The sequence below is a fragment of the Vibrio sp. SCP2 genome, assembly GCF_059295395.1.
In genome coordinates this window covers 1-18,361 of the sequence record NZ_JCAFVV010000009.1, presented here as the reverse complement: position 1 = coordinate 18,361, position 18,361 = coordinate 1, and the positions used below count along the sequence as shown (strand labels likewise).

At 44.8% G+C, this 18,361-nt stretch carries 22 protein-coding genes; 9 read left to right on the top strand and 13 right to left on the bottom strand.

From position 1 onward, the window contains the following. Nucleotides 1-20 precede the first annotated feature (20 nt). Together AC5O63_RS18785 and AC5O63_RS18780 are read left to right on the top strand one after the other, a co-directional pair. The gene (locus AC5O63_RS18785; RefSeq protein ID WP_415668821.1) at nt 21-494 is read left to right on the top strand and encodes a DUF3299 domain-containing protein; all 474 of its coding nucleotides are present in this window, start codon (nt 21-23) and stop codon (nt 492-494) included. Nucleotides 495-794: 300 nt separating this feature from the next. After that, on the top strand, nt 795-1,691 hold the full coding sequence (locus tag AC5O63_RS18780) for a TIGR03899 family protein (protein ID WP_494505895.1): 897 nt from the start codon (nt 795-797) through the stop codon (nt 1,689-1,691). 294 nt (nt 1,692-1,985) lie between these two features. Here AC5O63_RS18780 and pgi read toward each other — a convergent pair whose 3' ends face one another. Beyond that, complete coding sequence (pgi, locus tag AC5O63_RS18775) at nt 1,986-3,638, bottom strand: glucose-6-phosphate isomerase (RefSeq protein ID WP_494505894.1); 1,653 nt, start codon at nt 3,636-3,638, stop codon at nt 1,986-1,988. Between the two features lie 297 nt (nt 3,639-3,935). Here pgi and AC5O63_RS18770 point away from each other — a divergent pair, with 297 nt between their 5' ends. Further along, a complete protein-coding gene (locus tag AC5O63_RS18770) occupies nt 3,936-4,361 on the top strand; it encodes a secondary thiamine-phosphate synthase enzyme YjbQ (protein WP_494505893.1) in 426 nt (141 codons plus the stop codon). Nucleotides 4,362-4,419: 58 nt separating this feature from the next. Here the strand turns inward: AC5O63_RS18770 and AC5O63_RS18765 are convergent, their stop codons facing one another. Together AC5O63_RS18765 and AC5O63_RS18760 are read right to left on the bottom strand one after the other, a co-directional pair. Beyond that, nucleotides 4,420-4,740 carry an AzlD domain-containing protein gene (locus AC5O63_RS18765; RefSeq protein WP_272785804.1) on the bottom strand — a complete coding sequence of 107 codons (321 nt, stop codon included), beginning with the start codon at nt 4,738-4,740 and terminating at the stop codon, nt 4,420-4,422. Between the two features lies 1 nt (nt 4,741). After that, nucleotides 4,742-5,473 (bottom strand): AzlC family ABC transporter permease, encoded by a 732-nt coding sequence (locus AC5O63_RS18760; protein WP_494505892.1) that lies wholly within the window; start codon nt 5,471-5,473, stop codon nt 4,742-4,744. A 250-nt stretch (nt 5,474-5,723) separates the two neighbouring features. Between AC5O63_RS18760 and AC5O63_RS18755 the strand changes: the two genes are divergently transcribed. From AC5O63_RS18755 to AC5O63_RS18745, 3 genes are all read left to right on the top strand, one after another. Then, a complete protein-coding gene (locus AC5O63_RS18755; protein ID WP_004747122.1) occupies nt 5,724-6,104 on the top strand; it encodes a Rid family detoxifying hydrolase in 381 nt (126 codons plus the stop codon). 11 nt (nt 6,105-6,115) lie between these two features. After that, a complete protein-coding gene (locus AC5O63_RS18750; protein WP_494505891.1) occupies nt 6,116-7,396 on the top strand; it encodes an L-cysteine desulfidase family protein in 1,281 nt (426 codons plus the stop codon). A gap of 64 nt (nt 7,397-7,460) precedes the next feature. Beyond that, a complete protein-coding gene (locus AC5O63_RS18745; RefSeq protein WP_494505890.1) occupies nt 7,461-8,111 on the top strand; it encodes a helix-turn-helix transcriptional regulator in 651 nt (216 codons plus the stop codon). A 70-nt stretch (nt 8,112-8,181) separates the two neighbouring features. Here AC5O63_RS18745 and AC5O63_RS18740 read toward each other — a convergent pair whose 3' ends face one another. Genes AC5O63_RS18740 through AC5O63_RS18730 form a run of 3 tightly spaced genes read right to left on the bottom strand, consistent with a single transcriptional unit; the run spans nt 8,182 to nt 11,861 of the window. Further along, nucleotides 8,182-9,357 carry a BamA/TamA family outer membrane protein gene (locus tag AC5O63_RS18740; RefSeq protein WP_494505889.1) on the bottom strand — a complete coding sequence of 392 codons (1,176 nt, stop codon included), beginning with the start codon at nt 9,355-9,357 and terminating at the stop codon, nt 8,182-8,184. 2 nt (nt 9,358-9,359) lie between these two features. Beyond that, nucleotides 9,360-10,445 (bottom strand): alanine racemase, encoded by a 1,086-nt coding sequence (gene alr, locus AC5O63_RS18735; protein ID WP_494505888.1) that lies wholly within the window; start codon nt 10,443-10,445, stop codon nt 9,360-9,362. Between the two features lie 3 nt (nt 10,446-10,448). Then, nucleotides 10,449-11,861, bottom strand: coding sequence for a replicative DNA helicase (locus AC5O63_RS18730; protein ID WP_004747112.1), 1,413 nt, complete (start codon nt 11,859-11,861; stop codon nt 10,449-10,451). Nucleotides 11,862-12,076: 215 nt separating this feature from the next. Here AC5O63_RS18730 and AC5O63_RS18725 point away from each other — a divergent pair, with 215 nt between their 5' ends. Then, complete coding sequence (locus AC5O63_RS18725) at nt 12,077-12,799, top strand: DUF481 domain-containing protein (protein WP_050809771.1); 723 nt, start codon at nt 12,077-12,079, stop codon at nt 12,797-12,799. Nucleotides 12,800-12,883: 84 nt separating this feature from the next. Here AC5O63_RS18725 and rplI read toward each other — a convergent pair whose 3' ends face one another. The 4 genes from rplI to rpsF are packed head-to-tail and all read right to left on the bottom strand — an operon-like array spanning nt 12,884 to nt 14,302. Beyond that, on the bottom strand, nt 12,884-13,336 hold the full coding sequence (gene rplI / locus AC5O63_RS18720; protein WP_004747108.1) for a 50S ribosomal protein L9: 453 nt from the start codon (nt 13,334-13,336) through the stop codon (nt 12,884-12,886). Between the two features lie 30 nt (nt 13,337-13,366). Continuing rightward, a complete protein-coding gene (gene rpsR, locus AC5O63_RS18715) occupies nt 13,367-13,594 on the bottom strand; it encodes a 30S ribosomal protein S18 (protein ID WP_000090472.1) in 228 nt (75 codons plus the stop codon). Between the two features lie 16 nt (nt 13,595-13,610). Beyond that, a complete protein-coding gene (gene priB / locus AC5O63_RS18710) occupies nt 13,611-13,913 on the bottom strand; it encodes a primosomal replication protein N (protein ID WP_171324820.1) in 303 nt (100 codons plus the stop codon). 8 nt (nt 13,914-13,921) lie between these two features. Continuing rightward, complete coding sequence (gene rpsF / locus AC5O63_RS18705) at nt 13,922-14,302, bottom strand: 30S ribosomal protein S6 (RefSeq protein WP_005451516.1); 381 nt, start codon at nt 14,300-14,302, stop codon at nt 13,922-13,924. 405 nt (nt 14,303-14,707) lie between these two features. Between rpsF and AC5O63_RS18700 the strand changes: the two genes are divergently transcribed. Both AC5O63_RS18700 and AC5O63_RS18695 read left to right on the top strand, forming a co-directional pair. Further along, nucleotides 14,708-16,327 (top strand): phosphoethanolamine transferase, encoded by a 1,620-nt coding sequence (locus tag AC5O63_RS18700; RefSeq protein WP_494505887.1) that lies wholly within the window; start codon nt 14,708-14,710, stop codon nt 16,325-16,327. Further along, on the top strand, nt 16,324-16,683 hold the full coding sequence (locus AC5O63_RS18695; protein WP_004747100.1) for a diacylglycerol kinase: 360 nt from the start codon (nt 16,324-16,326) through the stop codon (nt 16,681-16,683). Before AC5O63_RS18700 ends, AC5O63_RS18695 begins: the two co-directional genes overlap by 4 nt. An 89-nt stretch (nt 16,684-16,772) precedes the next feature. Here the strand turns inward: AC5O63_RS18695 and bfr are convergent, their stop codons facing one another. The 3 genes from bfr to AC5O63_RS18680 all read right to left on the bottom strand — a co-directional run. Further along, nucleotides 16,773-17,255, bottom strand: coding sequence for a bacterioferritin (gene bfr, locus AC5O63_RS18690; RefSeq protein WP_171324812.1), 483 nt, complete (start codon nt 17,253-17,255; stop codon nt 16,773-16,775). Nucleotides 17,256-17,329: 74 nt separating this feature from the next. Beyond that, a complete protein-coding gene (locus tag AC5O63_RS18685; protein WP_004747097.1) occupies nt 17,330-17,518 on the bottom strand; it encodes a (2Fe-2S)-binding protein in 189 nt (62 codons plus the stop codon). A gap of 308 nt (nt 17,519-17,826) precedes the next feature. Further along, a partial coding sequence (locus tag AC5O63_RS18680) for an EF-Tu C-terminal domain-related protein (protein WP_494505886.1) occupies nt 17,827-18,361 on the bottom strand: 535 nt, incomplete at its 5' end.

Sequence of the window (18,361 nt, the reverse complement as noted above, 5' to 3'; positions counted from 1 at the left end):
AAAGACTACTCATGATACTGATGACTGTGATGACCTTAGGTCTAGCAAGCGTCAGTAGTCACGCAGAAGATACACTTACTTTGGAGTGGATTGATCTCATCCCAGAAAGTGAGCGCAATCAGTTTGATTCTTATGGTATGCCCGCTATCGATCACTCTGGCGGCAGCATGGAACAATCCATGGTCGGCAGTGTAAGACAAGAGCTTAACGGCAGTAAGGTGAAGATCCCGGGCTTTGTTATTCCTCTTGAAGGGGATGCAAATATGGTGACGGAATTTCTACTCGTGCCATATTTTGGAGCTTGTATCCACGTGCCACCGCCACCACCAAACCAAATTATTTATGTTAACTTCCCTAAAGGCGCACCAGTGCAGCAGCTTTGGGATGTGGTCTACGTGATAGGGACGTTAAAAACAGAAACGGTTAGCCATGAATTGGCACAAACAGGATACGTCATACAAGGCACAGAGATCGCCGAGTACGATGACTACTAATTGTTAATAAAAATAAGCAGCCTGTTAATTGCCAATATTAGGACAAATAGCTAGAGAGATAGCTCAGTACACCTAGGTAAACTAGTAACAGTAGGGCAATTGACAGGTGCTTTTTCAGTTTATTCTCATTGAAATACTTCATAAGCCCCTCAAAATTAACGATAACAATTTTAACAACTTGTTATCATTTATGGTAGCGATATTTTTATAAACTGGCTCACAGTCTTTTTCTGGCAGGCTTACGCGTTCCGAGGTACAGTTAATACTTAACGTTAAGCATCTGATGGCTAAGGAAATAGCATGTCTGAGACGAGCAAGCCGGTGATCATTGAGCACCAATCGGAACAAACTAACCGACACGAAAAAAAGTCGAGTTACATCAAAGACAGCGCCAGTCGTGTGCTTAACATTGCTCAAACCTATGGCTTAGATGCACTACTACAGAGTGAAAAGCCTGAGAAAAGTATGCTTGAGCGGGCTTTGGTTCGTGAGCGTAAGCGTAAAGAGCTAAGGCAGAAAAATCTCGAACAAATTCTTAAGCTTGCTCATATCTCTTGTAAAGATGAGACCGCAGGTGATCCTGACCAAGACTGGCTTTATCGTTTTTTCGATATGGCGCAAGAAGTCCACAATCACTCAATGCAACGCCTATGGGCTCAGGTGTTAAAACGCGAAGTAACCAACCCCGGCTCAACGTCAATGAAAGCGTTGAAAGTCCTGCAAGACATGACGCCAAAAGAAGCACAAATCCTCCAACGCGCCGCTGCACTTGCGTGTAGTTTTGGCGGTGATAACAGCCGCAAGTTATTGGTCGGTTATCGCGCCCAAGGCGGCATCTTCAGTTTTGGTAAGCGCAACATCACCGGCAATATCAACGTTGGTAACTTCCAACTGCCCTACTCTAGTCTGCTTGTGTTATTTGAACTCGGTTTAATGCATGGAACGGAATTAGAATCGGGCGAAATCGAACTCGACTCTCCACTCCCCCTAACTTATCAAGGCAAAAAGCTATCACTTCAAGCCCACAGCAAAGGTGTACGCTTGCTTTACTATCGTTTCAGCCCAACTGGTAATGAGCTATGTAAATTGCTTGGCAATAAACCCAACATGCAATATTACGACCAAATGGTTGCCCTACTGAGCCAGAAGTTTACCGCCAGTACAGATGCACAGCCGAGTGTGAATACGACGGTTTAGGGGAAACGGGAAACGGGAAACGGGAAACGGGAAACGGGAAACGGGAAACGGGAAACGGGAAACGGGTTGATTATCTCTGCCTAGGAACGTTTTCTGTCAACATTCCATACACCAAAACCTACTCTCGTTACTACTAGAGCACACCTCTCGAAGGGCGAAGCCCGTTCTAGATTCTCGCGGGCGCAGCCCGATCTCGTAGCAAAGCGCTCCCGAGGACGCAGTCCGTTCCCGCTTTCCAAAACAAAAACGCCAACCCTAAGGTTGGCGTTTTACATCTAACAAGCGCGAATACTATTAGGCTTTGAACGCTTTAAATGCGTTGATCAGACCATTAGTCGAGCTATCGTGCGAGCTGATTGCCGACTCATCAGCAAGCTCAGGTAGGATTTGGTTAGCTAGCTGTTTACCTAGCTCAACACCCCACTGATCGAAACTGAAGATATTCCAGATAACGCCTTGAGCAAAGATCTTGTGCTCGTACATCGCAATCAAGTTACCTAGCGTACGCGGAGTAATTTGCTTCACTAGGATTGAGTTAGTTGGGCGGTTACCTTCAAATACTTTGAATGGTGCTAGCGTCGCCGCTTCTTCTTCACTCTTACCTGCTTTGGCAAATTCCGCTTTTACTGTCGCTTCATCTTTACCAAATGCTAGTGCTTCTGTTTGGGCAAAGAAGTTAGACATTAGCTTCTGGTGGTGATCGCCTGCAGGGTTGTGGCTGATTGCTGGTGCAATGAAGTCACATGGGATCAGCTTAGTGCCTTGGTGAATTAGCTGGTAGAACGCGTGCTGACCGTTAGTACCTGGCTCACCCCAAATGATTGGGCCAGTTTGGTAAGTCACTGCGTTACCGTCACGGTCTACATACTTACCGTTAGACTCCATGTTGCCTTGTTGGAAGTAAGCAGCAAAACGGTGCATGTACTGATCGTATGGCAAGATTGCTTCAGACTCAGCGCCGTGGAAGTTGTTGTACCATAGACCAACAAGAGCAAGGATAACTGGAATGTTACTTTCTAGTTCAGTCGACGCAAAGTGGTTATCCATCTCATGAGCGCCATCAAGTAGCTCAATGAAGTTGTCGTAACCAACCGCTAGTGCAATTGACAGACCGATCGCTGACCATAATGAGTAACGACCACCAACCCAGTCCCAGAACTCAAACATGTTGTCTGTATCGATACCAAATTCAGATACCGCTGACGCATTCGTTGATAGTGCAGCGAAGTGCTTAGCAACGTGCGCTTCATCGCCTGCCGACTCAAGGAACCAGTCACGAGCACTGTGCGCGTTGGTCATGGTTTCTTGCGTAGTAAACGTCTTAGATGCAACCAAGAATAGCGTCGTTTCTGGGTTTACTTTCTTCAGTGTCTCAACGATGTGAGTACCATCAACGTTAGAAACGAAGTGTAGGTTTAGGTGGTTTGTGTATGGTGCAAGCGCTTCCGTCACCATGTAAGGACCAAGGTCAGAGCCACCGATACCGATGTTCACTACGTCAGTAATCGCTTTACCTGTGTAGCCTTTCCACTCACCGCCGATAACACGTTCAGTGAATGATTTCATTTTTTCTAGCACTGCATTGACCGCCGGCATCACATCTTCGCCACCAACCATTACAGGCTTGTTGCTACGGTTACGTAGTGCAGTATGAAGCACTGCGCGCCCTTCTGTTTGGTTGATCGCTTCACCACTGAACATCGCTTCGATTGCAGCTTTAAGCTCAGTCTCGTTTGCTAACGCGAACAGGTGTTTCATGGTCTCTTCATTGATTAGATTTTTAGAGTAATCAACTAGAATGTCATTACCGAAACGCGTAGAGAATTTATCAAAACGTGCTGCATCTTGTGCAAACAGATCTTTTAGATCCATATCTTGTGCAGATTCGAAGTGCGCCGTTAGCGCGTTCCAAGCTTGTGTTTGCGTTGGATTGATATTTTTCAACATGGTTACTATCCCGATGTTACAGTAGGTTTTATTCCATACAGCCTAGCGAAAACTGGTGGAATCCCCGATTAAGCAAAATAATAATATTAGGTATGTTAGGGCAAAATGCCACAAAACAAGACTTTGTAATTTTTTTTCAAGCGCACATTATGACGTAGGCGACTCTCACTCACATTGAGTTAGGTCACGTTCCCTGCTTCAAAACTAAACAAACGTCATATGAGCGCTTAGGATTGTATCACTAACCTAGAGCAAGCTTAACGAGAGCTCAAGTTCAAATTGTAAGCAGACATCCATATGTGGACTCAAAAAATCATTCAAATCCCAGCTAAGCAGCGCGGTTTTCATCTCATTACCGATGAAATTGAACAACAATTACCTCAGATTTCTGATTATTCTGTCGGTTTATTACAGTTATTTATTCAGCATACCTCGGCAAGCTTAACCATCAATGAAAACGCTGATCCAACCGTGAGACACGATATGGAAAAGCATTTCAATCACTCAGTTCCAGAGCGTGCCCCCTATTACAAGCACACCTATGAAGGGGATGACGATATGCCCGCTCATATTAAAGCCTCGACATTAGGTTGCAGTGTGATGATTCCAATTAGTCAGGGCAGACTGGCACTCGGGACATGGCAGGGAATCTATTTAGGAGAGCATCGAGATTACGGCGGTAGCCGGACAATTATTGCGACCTTACAAGGCGAGTTGTACTAACAAGAAAAACGGAGCCATTGGCTCCGTTTTCAGTGTAGGGTTAATAATTAGAAGTAAGTTATAGAATCGCTTGGAAGAAAAGTAGTGAGGCGACGCCACTTACCACGACCCAAACAAGGTCGAATCTTAGGCTAACTAGAGTACATACTATGGCAGCCAACACTTTAGGGTTTTCCAAGTTAAAGGCAATTTCTGATCCTGTACCCAGAATCTCTAGCGCAATAATGGCAGGTAACACGGTGACAGGAACAAAACGCAGCGTTTTCTTTAAACGTGGAGACATTTCAAATGACCCCGCAAAAGCAATCACACTAAAACGAATCGCGACAGTCACAATCGCCATAGACACAGTCAGTAGAATGAAGGTTGATGTTTCCATGTTATGCGCCCTCAGTTTGTGCTTTCAATGTAGTTTCAGATTCAAGTTGCTGCTTCTCAGTAGATAAGTCCATTTGATAGCCAGCGAATACACCTAAAGCGGCAGCGATAACAAGACCTAATGAGTGAGGCAAACCAGAAAGCAAGATGCCTGCAAACGTCGCAACAAGCGCAGCGACAATACACTCGCGGCTTTTCACTTGTGGAATAACAATCGCAATAAAGGCTGCAACCATCGCAAACTCTAATCCGTAATTGGCAATATCAGGGAAAGAGGCACCAATGAGTGCACCTGCACAGTTCGCTAGCACCCAGTTAGCCCAAAAACCTCCCATTACCGCTAAGTAAAACCAATGTCGGCCTTCGTTCTCTTTTTTCATTTCGGTGATGCTTGAAGCATACACTTCATCCGTTAAGCCATAAGACATTAAGAAGCGAATATGCAGTGGGTACTGTTTGACATGCTCAGACAGAGAAGCGCTATAGAGCACATGGCGTAAGTTGATAATAAAAGTGGTTAAAGCAATAACGGCAATGCTTGCGCCATTTTGCAGTAGCCCTAACGCCACCATTTGGGCAGAACCGGCAAATACAGTGAAGGACCATAGAGTACTTTGTACAACATCCATCCCAGACTGAATGCTCAGTGCGCCAACGATAAATGAAAATGGGAATGCTCCTAAGCAAAGTGGAGCAATCGCGGTCAAACCCGCTTTGATTAGTTTACCTTTCATAACAGTGTCTCTGAGTAAGTTTTGAGCAAATATATTCCACATCAAACAATCTTTCAATATCAAATATGCAAAATTATTTGAAAGGATAATCAAGATCAAAAAATACAACCAACCCTTTCAATAAAAGGCATTTACGGAAACAATATTGACTTAAATCAATTTACAAGACTTGTTAAATGCAACTAAATTTGCAATATTACTTGCACAAACAAGGCAAAGGTATTGTGTAATACCTAAATTAGGAACAAGTATGAAATCATTAGTAACCGCACCAAGTGCACCTGAAGCCATCGGCCCTTACTCACACGGTACGACATTTGAAAACCTCATTTTCACCTCTGGTCAATTACCAGTATGCAAAGCGCTTGGTGGTGTAGTTGAAGGCGGTATTACTGAACAATCGAAAAAGTCTCTTGAAAACTTAGTGGCTGTTCTAGAAGCAGCAGGTGGTAGTGCTGAAACAGTACTGAAAACCACTTGCTACCTAGCAAATATTGAAGACTTCGCTGCATTCAATGCAGTCTACGCCGAGGTATTCAAAACCGATTGCCCAGCACGCAGCTGCTTCGCGGTCAAAGATCTACCTATGGGCGTCTTAGTCGAAGTTGAAGCAATCGCTCATAAAAAATAAGGGTTAAAACTATGTCAGAGCAATGGAACAAATACATCGAGATAATCAAGTCTGTAGTAAAGCCAGCTCTTGGCTGTACTGAACCAATTTCAGCCGCCTATGCTGCTGCAGTTGCAAGTGCTCGACTTGATAATCAACCACTTGAATCTCTTGAAATCAGTGTTTCCGACAACCTATACAAAAACTCGATGGGTGTGTTCGTCCCACGTACGGGCAAAATAGGCCTACACATTGCTGCGGCCTGTGGCTATGTTGCAGGTGATGCAAACGCAGACTTGCAAGTGTTAGCCAATATCACTCCAAAAGATGTCGATAAAGCTCAGCATCTTATTGATCAAGAGTTGATTACGGTTAATCGTGTTGAAGCCGATGACTTTATTTTCTGCCGTGCGGTTGCTACTGCCGCTGGGAACACGTCAGAAATTATTATCAGTGGTGGTCACACGCGTATTGTCGAAGAGCGTATGAATGGTGAAGTCACTTTTGCGATGCAAGTTGATAGCGAAGCTAGCTGCGCTGGAACTGCTTCTATCTGTGAAGGTGTCGATATCTCAATGAAGCAGATTTATGATTTCGCAGTCAATGTTCCATTCTCTGACATTAGCTTTATGCTTGAGGCGAAAAACCTCAATATGGCGTTATCCCAAGAAGGCATGGTCAACCAATATGGCCTTCAAGTTGGTCGCTCAATGGATAGCGACGAGTTAATGTGCGGTACATCGCTAACAGAAAACATCGTCAAATATACTTCAGCAGCGAGTGACGCTCGTATGGGAGGCGCATCACTGCCAGCGATGAGTAACTATGGCTCAGGCAACCAAGGTATTGCTGCGACCGTACCTGTTGTTTTTATGGCTGAGCATAAAAACGCAGATGACGAAAAAACCTGTCGCGCTTTGGTGATGAGCCATTTAGGTGCCATCTACATGAAATCGTTTTATCCACCGCTGTCAGCATTTTGTGGTAACACAGTGACCAGTTCTGCAACAGCAATGGCAATGGTTTATCTCGCTGGTGGCACTTACGAACAATGCTGCTACGCGATTCAGAACGTCCTTAGTGATACCTCAGGTATGGTTTGTGACGGGGCAAAAGCAACCTGTGCAATGAAAGTTGGAAGCTCCACAACCGCCGCGGTGAAATCTGTGATGATGGCAATGCGTAATCACGCAGCTGCTAACCAAGGTGTTATTTCCGACAATATTGAAACCACGATTCGAAATGTAGGTCGAATGATTAGCCTCGGAATGAACATTACCGACAACCAGATCATTGAAATTATGTCAGCATAATACGATGATAAACCATCACTAAGTTAAGCCATCACTTTTTGTGATGGCTTTTTTCGAGGACATAATGTTAGTTAATCTTACCGATTCAGATAAGGCTATCATCCGCTCTACCTACAACATTGTTGATGGCATTGCAGCAATGTATGGGGAGCACACTGAAGTGGCACTGCATTCACTAGATATCGACAATCCATCGATAGTCAAAATAGCCAATGGCCATGTAACAGGGCGTTCCGTTGGTGCCCCAATCACTAACCTTGCAATAGAAAAACTGAAAGATGGCAACCAAGTCACAGAGCCTTACTTTACTCGCTCAATTTGCGGAAAAATGATTCGTTCAGTCACCACCATTATTTCTAACGACAGCAGCACCCCTATCGCCATGCTGTGTATCAACACAAACATGGATGCGCCAATGCATTCAGTGATTAGCTCTATGCTGCCTGCTGGGGTTTCTTTTGACGCCATTACGGAGTCGCCGGAAGTCTTTTCGCCAAGTGCCAACGATATGTTGACCACATCGATTTCTAAGTTTAAATCACATGCCGATAGCATGGGACTAACCAAAGCGAAACGCACCAAAGAAATCGTACGTAAAATGTTTAATGAAGGGTTGTTTAACGTTAAAGATGCCGTCTCAATAGCAGCACAAGAGATTGAAATCTCCCCTGATACTGTTTATCGCTACCTACGACAGTTTAAGAAAGAAGCGTAACTAAGCGAAGAAAATAGAAAGGGGCATTCAGTTGACCGCCCCTTGCCTAAAAAGGTGATGAATGAGTCAGCTAGAAAGGCTGATTGATCATCACTCTGAAAGTACCTTCATCAGCACCTTGTGCGTACTCTGCCCGCACAACGATCCCTTCTACTTGGAAACGAACCGCTCCACCTAGATTCCATTTCATATCTTTATGCAGTGTCTTAAGATCATATTGATCGGCCACTCGACCTGCTTCGGCAAAAAACACCCATTGCCACCACGGTAAGTCATAGTAATTGAGCAGTGGGATCTCATCGAGAGGTTGCCATTCAGGGATCACCCGATACTCAGCGGAATAATGCACCGCACTTCGTCCGTGAAATCTCCCACTGGTGTAACCGCGTAATCGATATAATCCACCTAAACTGACCTGTTCCTGCTCTGGTGGCCTTTCGTTGTTCCAGTTGGGGGTATCCGCGGTGTAAAAATCAAACGCTAGAACTTGTTGATCAAACAACTCACCAAGCGGGCCCAGCGCAAAGTATTGGCTGTTTTGAAACTCAACCTTAGTCCAACGATCTTCGCTTTGCCAACTATGAGCACCCACTGTTGTCGTCAGCGCTGTGTGTGAGCCTTTGGTTGGGTTGCGCACGCTGTCGCGGTTATCCCAATCTAGGATCAGTTCAAATCCAGTCGATTTTTCAGTGGTGTTATTGATGTCTAGACGGCGGGAGGAATAGAAAGGCGTCAAGCTAATGGAGCTCACACCAGACTCAAGTGGTGAGGCAAAGCTGACATCTCGAATAGGTTGAAAGACGCCAAGCAGACCATTTTGTGCAACATTACCCCATGGCAATAGATACTTAAACTCTACCTCGTAGTTCTGCTCTAAGCCATTAGTAACCGTCTTATCACTCGCGACTGAATCGTTGTTGCCTTGATCACCGATGTAGTAAGGGTTTTGATTAAATTGCGCTTTATACAGCTGGGAGCTAACTAGTAGCTGCTCAGTCAGTGCGTAGTTAAAAGCCGAAAGATACGTTAAATAGCTTTTTTTGTCTGTGTACAAGGCCGCACCAAACAAGGCAGCTTGTGGTTGCCCTACCCCTTTTGCTACCCCTGCTATACCAACGGTGTTACCTAAGGTTTCGGTGCTAAAGTAAAACGGTAAAAACGCCGAATCTTTCTCTTCACTTAACGCAGAGCTTGAAACAAAAAGGCTGGCACTTAAGGCCAGCACTGTCGTAATTTTTTGGTACATAGTCAGTTGGAATATTCCATATCAACACGTGACGTTAGCTTAGTCACCAGTTCGTAGGCAATGGTACCTATGTGGCAAGCCACCTCTTCTGCGGGGAGATCTTTGCCCCATAGAATGGCTTCATCGCCTACTTTATCTTGTGCATAAGCCCCCAAATCAACGGTGAGCATGTCCATTGAAACTCGACCTGCAATCGGCACTTTACGTCCATTGACCAGTACTGGTGTGCCATTTGGCGCCGTTCTTGGGTAACCATCACCGTAGCCAATCGCAATCACACCAACTTTAGTATCGCGTTCACTAGTCCAAATTCCGCCATAACCGACGCTTTCACCCGCTTTAACATCACGTACTGCTATAAGATGCGACTTGAGTGTCATTACAGGTTGATAGCCCATCTGCTCAGCGGTTTTGTCATTAAACGGCGAAACACCATACATGATGATCCCAGGGCGAACCCAATCCAACTGGCTATCAGGCCAAGCAAGCAGTCCAGCCGATGCGGCTAATGAACGCTCGCCTTCACACCCTTCGGTCAAAGTTAGGAACAGTTCGGTTTGCTCATTGGTGGTCGCTTTATCTAACTCATCAGCACAACCAAAATGGCTCATGTAACGTAGCGGCTTAGCGACATTGCGACACGCTTTTAAGCGAGTGACAAACTCTGTGTACTGCTCTGGTCTGACGCCCAGACGATGCATTCCGCTGTCAATCTTGAGCCAAACAACCACTGGCGTCTCAAGCTCAGCTTGTTCAAGCGCTTGTAACTGCTCTTCGCAGTGAACCACGGTTTGAATATTGTTGGTAACCAGAACAGGCAGGTCGCCTTGAGAGTAAAAACCCTCAAGCAATAAAATGGGCTTAACCACTCCGCACGCTCTTAGCTGAAGTGCTTCTTCAATACGAGCAACACCAAAAGCATCCGCACCTTTGGCATTCTTAGCAATGTGGCGCAGGCCATGACCATAGCTATTGGCCTTTACAACCGCCATCACTTTGCTGTTTGGAGCTTGCTGTTTAATCTGTTTTAGGTTGTGCTCTAACGCTTCGAGATTAATAAACGCTGTCGCTGCTTTCATGTAGCTCATGCGTTATTCGTCATCCATATCAAACGCAGGACCTGCGTAGTTATCAAAGCGTGACCATTGACCTTGGAAGGTTAAGCGAACCGAGCCGATAGGACCATTACGTTGCTTACCAAGAATGATTTCTGCCGTGCCTTTCATTGAACTGTCAGGGTTATATACTTCGTCACGATAGATAAACATGATCAAGTCGGCATCCTGCTCGATAGAGCCTGATTCACGAAGGTCCGAGTTGACCGGGCGTTTATCAGCACGTTGCTCTAGGGAACGGTTCAACTGCGAAAGTGCCACTACAGGGACATTCAATTCTTTTGCTAGCGCTTTAAGTGAGCGAGAAATTTCGGCGATTTCCAAGGTACGGTTATCGGACAGCGCAGGTACACGCATTAACTGAAGGTAGTCGACCATGATCATCGATAAGCCGCCGTGATCACGTGCGATACGGCGAGCACGAGAGCGAACTTCCGTCGGAGTTAGACCTGAACTGTCATCGATGTACATGTTCTTCTTCTCCATCAGGATCCCCATGGTAGAAGAGATACGCGCCCAATCCTCGTCATCAAGTTGACCGGTACGAATCTTGGTTTGATCGACACGAGAAAGCGACGCTAGCATACGCATCATGATCTGTTCCGCAGGCATCTCTAGCGAGAAAATCAGCACCGGTTTTTCTTGCACCATGGCTGCGTTTTCACACAAGTTCATTGCAAAAGTGGTTTTACCCATAGATGGACGCGCGGCAACTATCACTAAGTCAGAGCCTTGTAGACCGGCGGTCTTTTTATTGAGGTCAGTAAAGCCGGTATCAACACCTGTTACACCATCTTGCGGCGTTTTATATAGTAGTTCGATACGTTCGAGGGTTTTCTCTAGGATATTATCGACGTTTTGCGGGCCTTCGTTCTCGTTAGTTCGAGATTCGGCAATGGCAAAAACTTTACTTTCAGCAAGATCGAGTAAGTCTTCAGAGCCACGTCCTTGAGGGTCATAACCGGCATCCGCAATTTCGTTGGCCACACCAATCAGGTCGCGAACCAATGCACGCTCGGCAACAATCTCAGCATAAGCATTGATATTGGCCGCACTTGGTGTGTTTTTAACTAAGTCAGCAAGGTAAGCAAAACCACCCACATCTTCAAGCTGCTCACGCAGTTCGAGAAACTCTGACAGGGTAATCAGGTCGAGCGGTTTATTGTCTTCAAGAATCGCTTTCACGCCCTCAAAGATTAAGCGATGCGGACGACTATAGAAATCTTTAGCAACGACACGTTCTGCTACAGTATCCCAGCGCTCATTGTCGAGAAGAAGGCCGCCAATGACAGACTGCTCTGCTTCTAACGAATGGGGAGGAACTTTTATCGCATCAACTTGTGCATCGTTAAACTTTTTGTTTCGATTATCTACTTTCGCTTCGGCCATGGGTTTGCTCAACAACTTGCTATAGATCGCTAATTATAACGAGAATGCAGCGCTTGTCTTTACTAATGCGTTACTTTGTAGAGTTCTAATGTAGAATTAACCTATTGCTGACGGTATTCAGTCAATTTAAATCTACTATTGCGCCATTCGTTTCATCAATATAGAGGTAGTGAGTGTCTAAATTTTGGCTAATGAGTGCAGGTCTTATGAGCTCGATGCTCGCCCATGCCGATGATGAAGGACATAGCAAAACGGATATTGAACTTCCTTCCCCTTGGAGCTCAGAAGTTGAGTTTGGCTACCAGTCACACAGCGGAAACTCAGACTCCCGTTCACTAAACTCTCGACTCAGTGCTGAGTATGTCAAAGGCCGCCACCGTACTAACGGTGAGTGGAAGTACTATCTTTTGTACAAAGATGGTGAAGAAGATAAGCGTCAATCAAGCTACAGCGCCCAGAGCGACTATAAGTTAGGCCCAAAATCCTATCTCTATGGCAGTTTCAATGGTGTTGACTCACGTTACAGCGCTTACTTTAAAGATTACACCTTGTCAGGCGGTCTGGGTTATCAATTTGCCAACACAGAGACCTTCTTACTGGAGTTCGAGTTTGGCCCCGGTTTTCGCTATCAGGAGCCCAATAAAGATGAAATCGATGATGACGACATCATCTTTCCTGATACGGTTCAAGAAGGGATATTTCGTGGCAATCTCAACACAAAATGGCAAGCGCTAGAAAATCTTTCAGTGACAGCCTCCGTGACTGTCGTCTCGGGGCGAAGTAACACCCGAACAGATACCGACTTAAGCGTATCCAATAATATTACAGAAACGATTGCACTGAAGCTGGCCTACTCGCGCCAATACCACGATAAAGTACCAGAAGGACTGTTTAAAGCAGACAGCATGTTTTCGGTCAATTTACTGTTTGCCTTCTAGTCTCAAAGACCCTAATTTTCCTATCCTACAGATATAAAAAAAGCACCTCTAAGAGGTGCTTTTAAGATACGTCTTGATACTGAATTATTCAGCAGCAACAACTTGTAGGTTAACTGACGCGAAAACTTCAGAGTGAAGTTGAACGCTGATCTCGAACTCACCGATGTTACGTAGTGCGCCTTCTGGAAGACGAACTTCGCTCTTAACCACTTCAACGCCAGCTGCAGTGATTGCATCAGCGATGTCGCGAGTACCGATAGAACCGAATAGTTTACCTTCGTCACCAGCTTTAGACGCTAGAACAACAGCTTCAAGAGCGTTGATCTTTTCAGCGCGTGCTTCTGCAGCAGCTAGTTGCTCAGCAGCTTTAGCTTCTAGTTCAGCACGACGTGCTTCGAACATTTCAACGTTAGCTTTAGTAGCCATAACTGCTTTACCTTGAGGGATAAGGAAATTACGAGCGTAGCCAGATTTAACGTTTACAGTTTCGCCTAGAGCACCTAGTTTACCGATTTTATCAAGTAGAATAACTTGCATTGTTTAATTCCTCTTTATAAAACGAACCGATTACTGATGCTTGTCAGTGTACGGAAGTAGAGCTAGGTAGCGTGAACGCTTGATAGCGCGAGCTAGTTGACGTTGGTACTTAGCGCTTGTACCAGTGATACGGCTAGGTACGATTTTACCAGCTTCAGTGATGTAGTTTTTAAGAGTTGCTACGTCTTTGTAATCAATCTCTTGTACGCCTTCTGCAGTGAAACGGCAGAATTTACGACGACGGAAGAAACGAGCCATGGGCTATCTCCTGATCTTAAATTTGAGTAATGTTGTCAGCATGAAGCACTAATTTACCAACGCCATTTCGGCCGGTTTGATAAGTGACAAAGCCACCTACCTTAATGCTACTGCCTTGTACTAAATTCTGAGTTAATGCTTGTGACCTTTGCCCGCTAACAACTACCGGCATACGACAATAAACTTGTCTCGGTAAGTCAGCTTCGATAACAGTAGAGCGATGCTCTAACCAAAATCGACAGTGTTCTATGCCACCTGGGCTTTTACTACGAATGGGCGGTTTGGCAATGGTGCCAGAGAGCTCCATTCGATTGGTCATAAGATTGATTACTCAGCAGCTGCTTCTGGCTTAGCTTCAGCACGCTCTTCGCGACGAGGAGCACGCTCTTCTTTCTGCTTAAGCATGATAGATTGCTCAGTGATAGCCGCTTTAGTACGCATGATCATGTTACGTAGAACTGCATCGTTGAAACGGAAAGCAGTTTCTAGCTCATCGATTACAGCTTGGTCAGCTTCAACGTTCATTAGAACGTAGTGAGCTTTGTGAAGCTTGTTGATTGGGTAAGCCAGTTGACGACGGCCCCAGTCTTCTAGACGGTGGATTTTACCGCCAGCTTCAGTGATTGAACCAGTGTAACGCTCGATCATGCCAGCAACTTGCTCGCTTTGATCTGGGTGCACCATGAATACGATTTCGTAATGACGCATTGGTTGCTCCTTACGGATTATTCAGCTTCCACAAATGGCTCGGTCGTCCAGAGGAAGCAAGGAACTAAAGATAATTGACCGAGTTTTAAGGAGCACGAATAGTACAGAAAGAAAGCAGTTTAAGCAAGAGAAAAAGAAGGCCTCAAGTTTAACTCGCCAAACTCAACAGTTTAGCCTTACAACCTAATGTCAAATCAACGCTTCAAGAACCGAGATGACTCAATCTGACAACTATTAAGATAAAGTACCTATCTAGAAAAAGCATCATTGGTTCTTTTATCTACTAAATAATTGGCAAAAATTTGACTTCGAACCATCTTCACTTTTCATCACTTATATGGATAATGGCGGCAAATTTCATTTGGTATGACACCTTACCTACTGGTGATAATAATGAAGATACGCATGAACAGTGTTACCTACACTCTAGTAATCGCCCTATTTTTTACTCTGTTTCAAAACATAGCACTTTGGGAACGAGTCAATTCAATCTTTGCCACTATGCCCGAGGCCTCATGGGGGCTAAAGCTCACACTGCCCATTGTTGTCTTGGCGATCATGAATGTCCTCTTTACTCTCCTAACTTGGCCTTTGATCCATCGCCTTATCGTTAACTTGATTATACTTATCTCCGCCGCTGCCACTTACGCGATGCACCAGTACGGAATCGTACTCAGCTATGGGATGATTGTCAGTGTTATAGAAACAGACACTCATGAAGCAACCAGCTACCTTTCTATGTCAGCCTTCATTTGGTACTTCGCTCTCGCGATCTTACCGCTACTGCTGCTTAGCCGAGTTAAGGTTGAATTCCGCCACCTAGGAAAAGAGCTACTGCTAAAATTCGCTAGCTTAATGGTATCTGTCTTAGTTGTTGCTTGTATTGCTTCGGTCTACTTTAAAGACTACGCATCACTGCTACGCAACAACAGCGAGCTTGGATCGGCTTTAAACCCAACCAACTATATAACGGCCACAGCGCGTGTTGTAAATAAGCGCTGGTACGAAGCCAATCTACCTTATGTTCAAATAGGCACTGACGCTGTAAACCGTAACCAAGATAATCCACGCAAAAATCTAGTTGTGTTGGTGATCGGGGAGACCGCCCGTGCAGAAAACTCCTCTTTTAATGGCTACGAAAAACAAACCAATGCGTTCTTAGCTAAGCAAGAAGGTGTGATCAATTACCCTAACGTCACCTCTTGCGGTACCTGCACTGCGGTATCTGTGCCATGCATGTTCTCGAACATGACCAAATACTCTTACAACGCTTCTAAAGCACGCCGACAAGATAGTGTCGTTGATATCCTCGATCATGCGGGTGTCGATGTGTTATGGAAGAACAACAATAGTGGTTGTAAAGGTGCGTGCGACCGTATTACCTATATTGATGGCCACGAACAAGTAAAAGTACAAGAGAAGTATTGCCAGTGGGGAACTTGCTTTGACGGGATTCTGCTTGAAGGGTTAGATGAGCACATTAACTCACTGGATACCGACGGAGTTATTGTCCTGCACCTACTTGGAAGTCACGGCCCTACCTACTATAAACGCTACCCTGAAGAATTTAAGAAGTTTACTCCAACCTGTGATACGGCGGACATCCAAAATTGCAGTCGAGAAGAGTTGATGAACACTTATGACAACTCTTTGCTTTACACCGATTATCTACTAAGCCAGCTAATCGACAAGCTAAAATCACATGAAGACAAGTTCAACACTGCGATGCTGTACGTCTCTGACCACGGTGAGTCTTTAGGTGAGAATGGTGTCTACCTCCATGGTATGCCAGCATCTATTGCACCCAAACATCAGACTCATGTACCTATGATTACCTGGATGTCAGACAAATTTGTCACTAAACACCAGCTTGATGAACAATGTATGCAGAAAGTATCGAATGAAAAGCTATCTCATGATAACTTCTTCCACTCTGTGTTGGGCTTGATGGACATTACGACCAGCGAGTACAACGCAGAGCTTGATATATTTGCCACTTGTTTAACCCAAGGAGAAAACCAATGAAGCCAGGTGCAACCGGTATCAAACGAATTATTGACGCTACTGGTTACTCAATAAAAGGGTTAACGGCAGCGTGGCGTTACGAAGCTGCATTTCGCCAAGAGGTGATATTGCTGATCATCATGGCTACAGCGACCTTTTTCCTACCTGTGACAAAACTTGAGCAAGTGGTCATGATAGCAACGCTGTTCATTGTGGTTTTGGTTGAACTGCTTAATTCAGCGATAGAGGCGGTTGTCGACCGCGTGGGCTCCGAGTATCACGAGCTCAGCGGACGTGCGAAGGATATCGGCTCTGCTGCTGTCTTTGTTGCCCTCTCTTTGGTGGTAGTCACTTGGGGTCTAATCTTATTTGGCTAACCAAAGTACAAAATCCCTGACTAAATGAAGTGACCCCCAATAAATGCACAGCAATTATTGGGGGTCTTTTTATCTCTGCAAAAATGCAATCAATCTTCATCCTCATCAACATATTGCGCTTGTAGGTAGTTCTGAATACCTGTCATATCAATCAAGCCGAGTTGTGTCTCAAGCCAATCAACATGCTCTTCTTCGTCTTCTAGGATATCTTGGAACAGATCGCGAGAGACGTAATCGTGAATATCTTCCGCATAAGCAATAGCGTTTTTCAGATCTGGAATTGCTGCCATCTCAAGTTTTAAATCGCACTCAAGCATCTCTTTGGCATCTTCACCGATCATCAGCTTACCGAGATCTTGCATATTCGGTAGCCCTTCAAGGAATAGAATTCGTTCGATCAAATGATCCGCATGTTTCATTTCATCAATTGATTCGTGATATTCCTTGTCAGCTAAATGCTTAAGACCCCAGTCTTTATACATTCGTGCGTGGAGAAAATATTGATTGATAGCGATGAGCTCATTACCGAGCACTTTATTGAGATGTTGGATTATGATTGGATCGCCTTTCATGACATAAGCCCTCCTCTTTGGCTCTTATAAATCTAGTTCCAAATAAGAAGGTGTCAAAAAGGCTCAGCTATAAATTAGCTGGCTTGTTTCACTTGTAAGTACTCTGTTTCGGCTAAAATTTCTTTGGTCATCTTAATGCACTTGCCACATTGGCTACCCAGCGCGGTGCATTTTTTAATTCCCTTAATATCAGTTACGCCTTCATCAATCGCTAACTTCCTAATTTTCTTGTCTGAAATCCCATGACAAAGACATACGAACATAAAAATACTTCCACTTACTACTTGCGAGAATAAATATAAACAAGAATTGTTATCGTTACTAGTTGTGTTGGAGAAATAATAAGAACATTTTGTTATATCGTTCTAGAGTGAGATGACGAGTTTCAAAGGCTTAAACTGTAGAGAAACAAGCGTAGAAAAATGAAGACGTCTTTTCAGTGAGTTAGAGAGGTTAAAGCAAACCAACCCTTATAACCAAAAACGAAAAAGGGAAGCCGAAGCTTCCCTTTCTCTAATGCGCGTTCTTCAAAAAAGAAGAAGTGTGCAAGATTTCAATTAATCCCGAAGAATTAGTCGAAGATCTTAGCAACAACACCAGCACCAACTGTACGGCCACCTTCGCGGATTGCGAAACGTAGACCTTCGTCCATCGCGATTGGAGCGATTAGTTCAACAGTCATCTTGATGTTATCGCCTGGCATTACCATTTCTACGCCTTCTGGTAGCTCGATGTTACCAGTTACGTCAGTTGTACGGAAGTAGAACTGTGGACGGTAGCCTTTGAAGAATGGAGTGTGACGACCACCTTCATCTTTAGACAGTACGTATACTTCTGATTCGAACTTAGTGTGTGGGTTGATTGACTTAGGAGCCGCTAGTACTTGACCACGCTCTACTTCGTCACGCTTAGTACCACGTAGAAGTGCACCAACGTTCTCACCCGCACGACCTTCGTCTAGAAGCTTACGGAACATCTCAACACCAGTACATGTAGTTACTGTTGTCTCTTTGATACCAACGATTTCTACTTCGTCACCTACAGTTAGGATACCGCGCTCGATACGACCAGTTACTACTGTACCACGACCTTGGATAGAGAATACG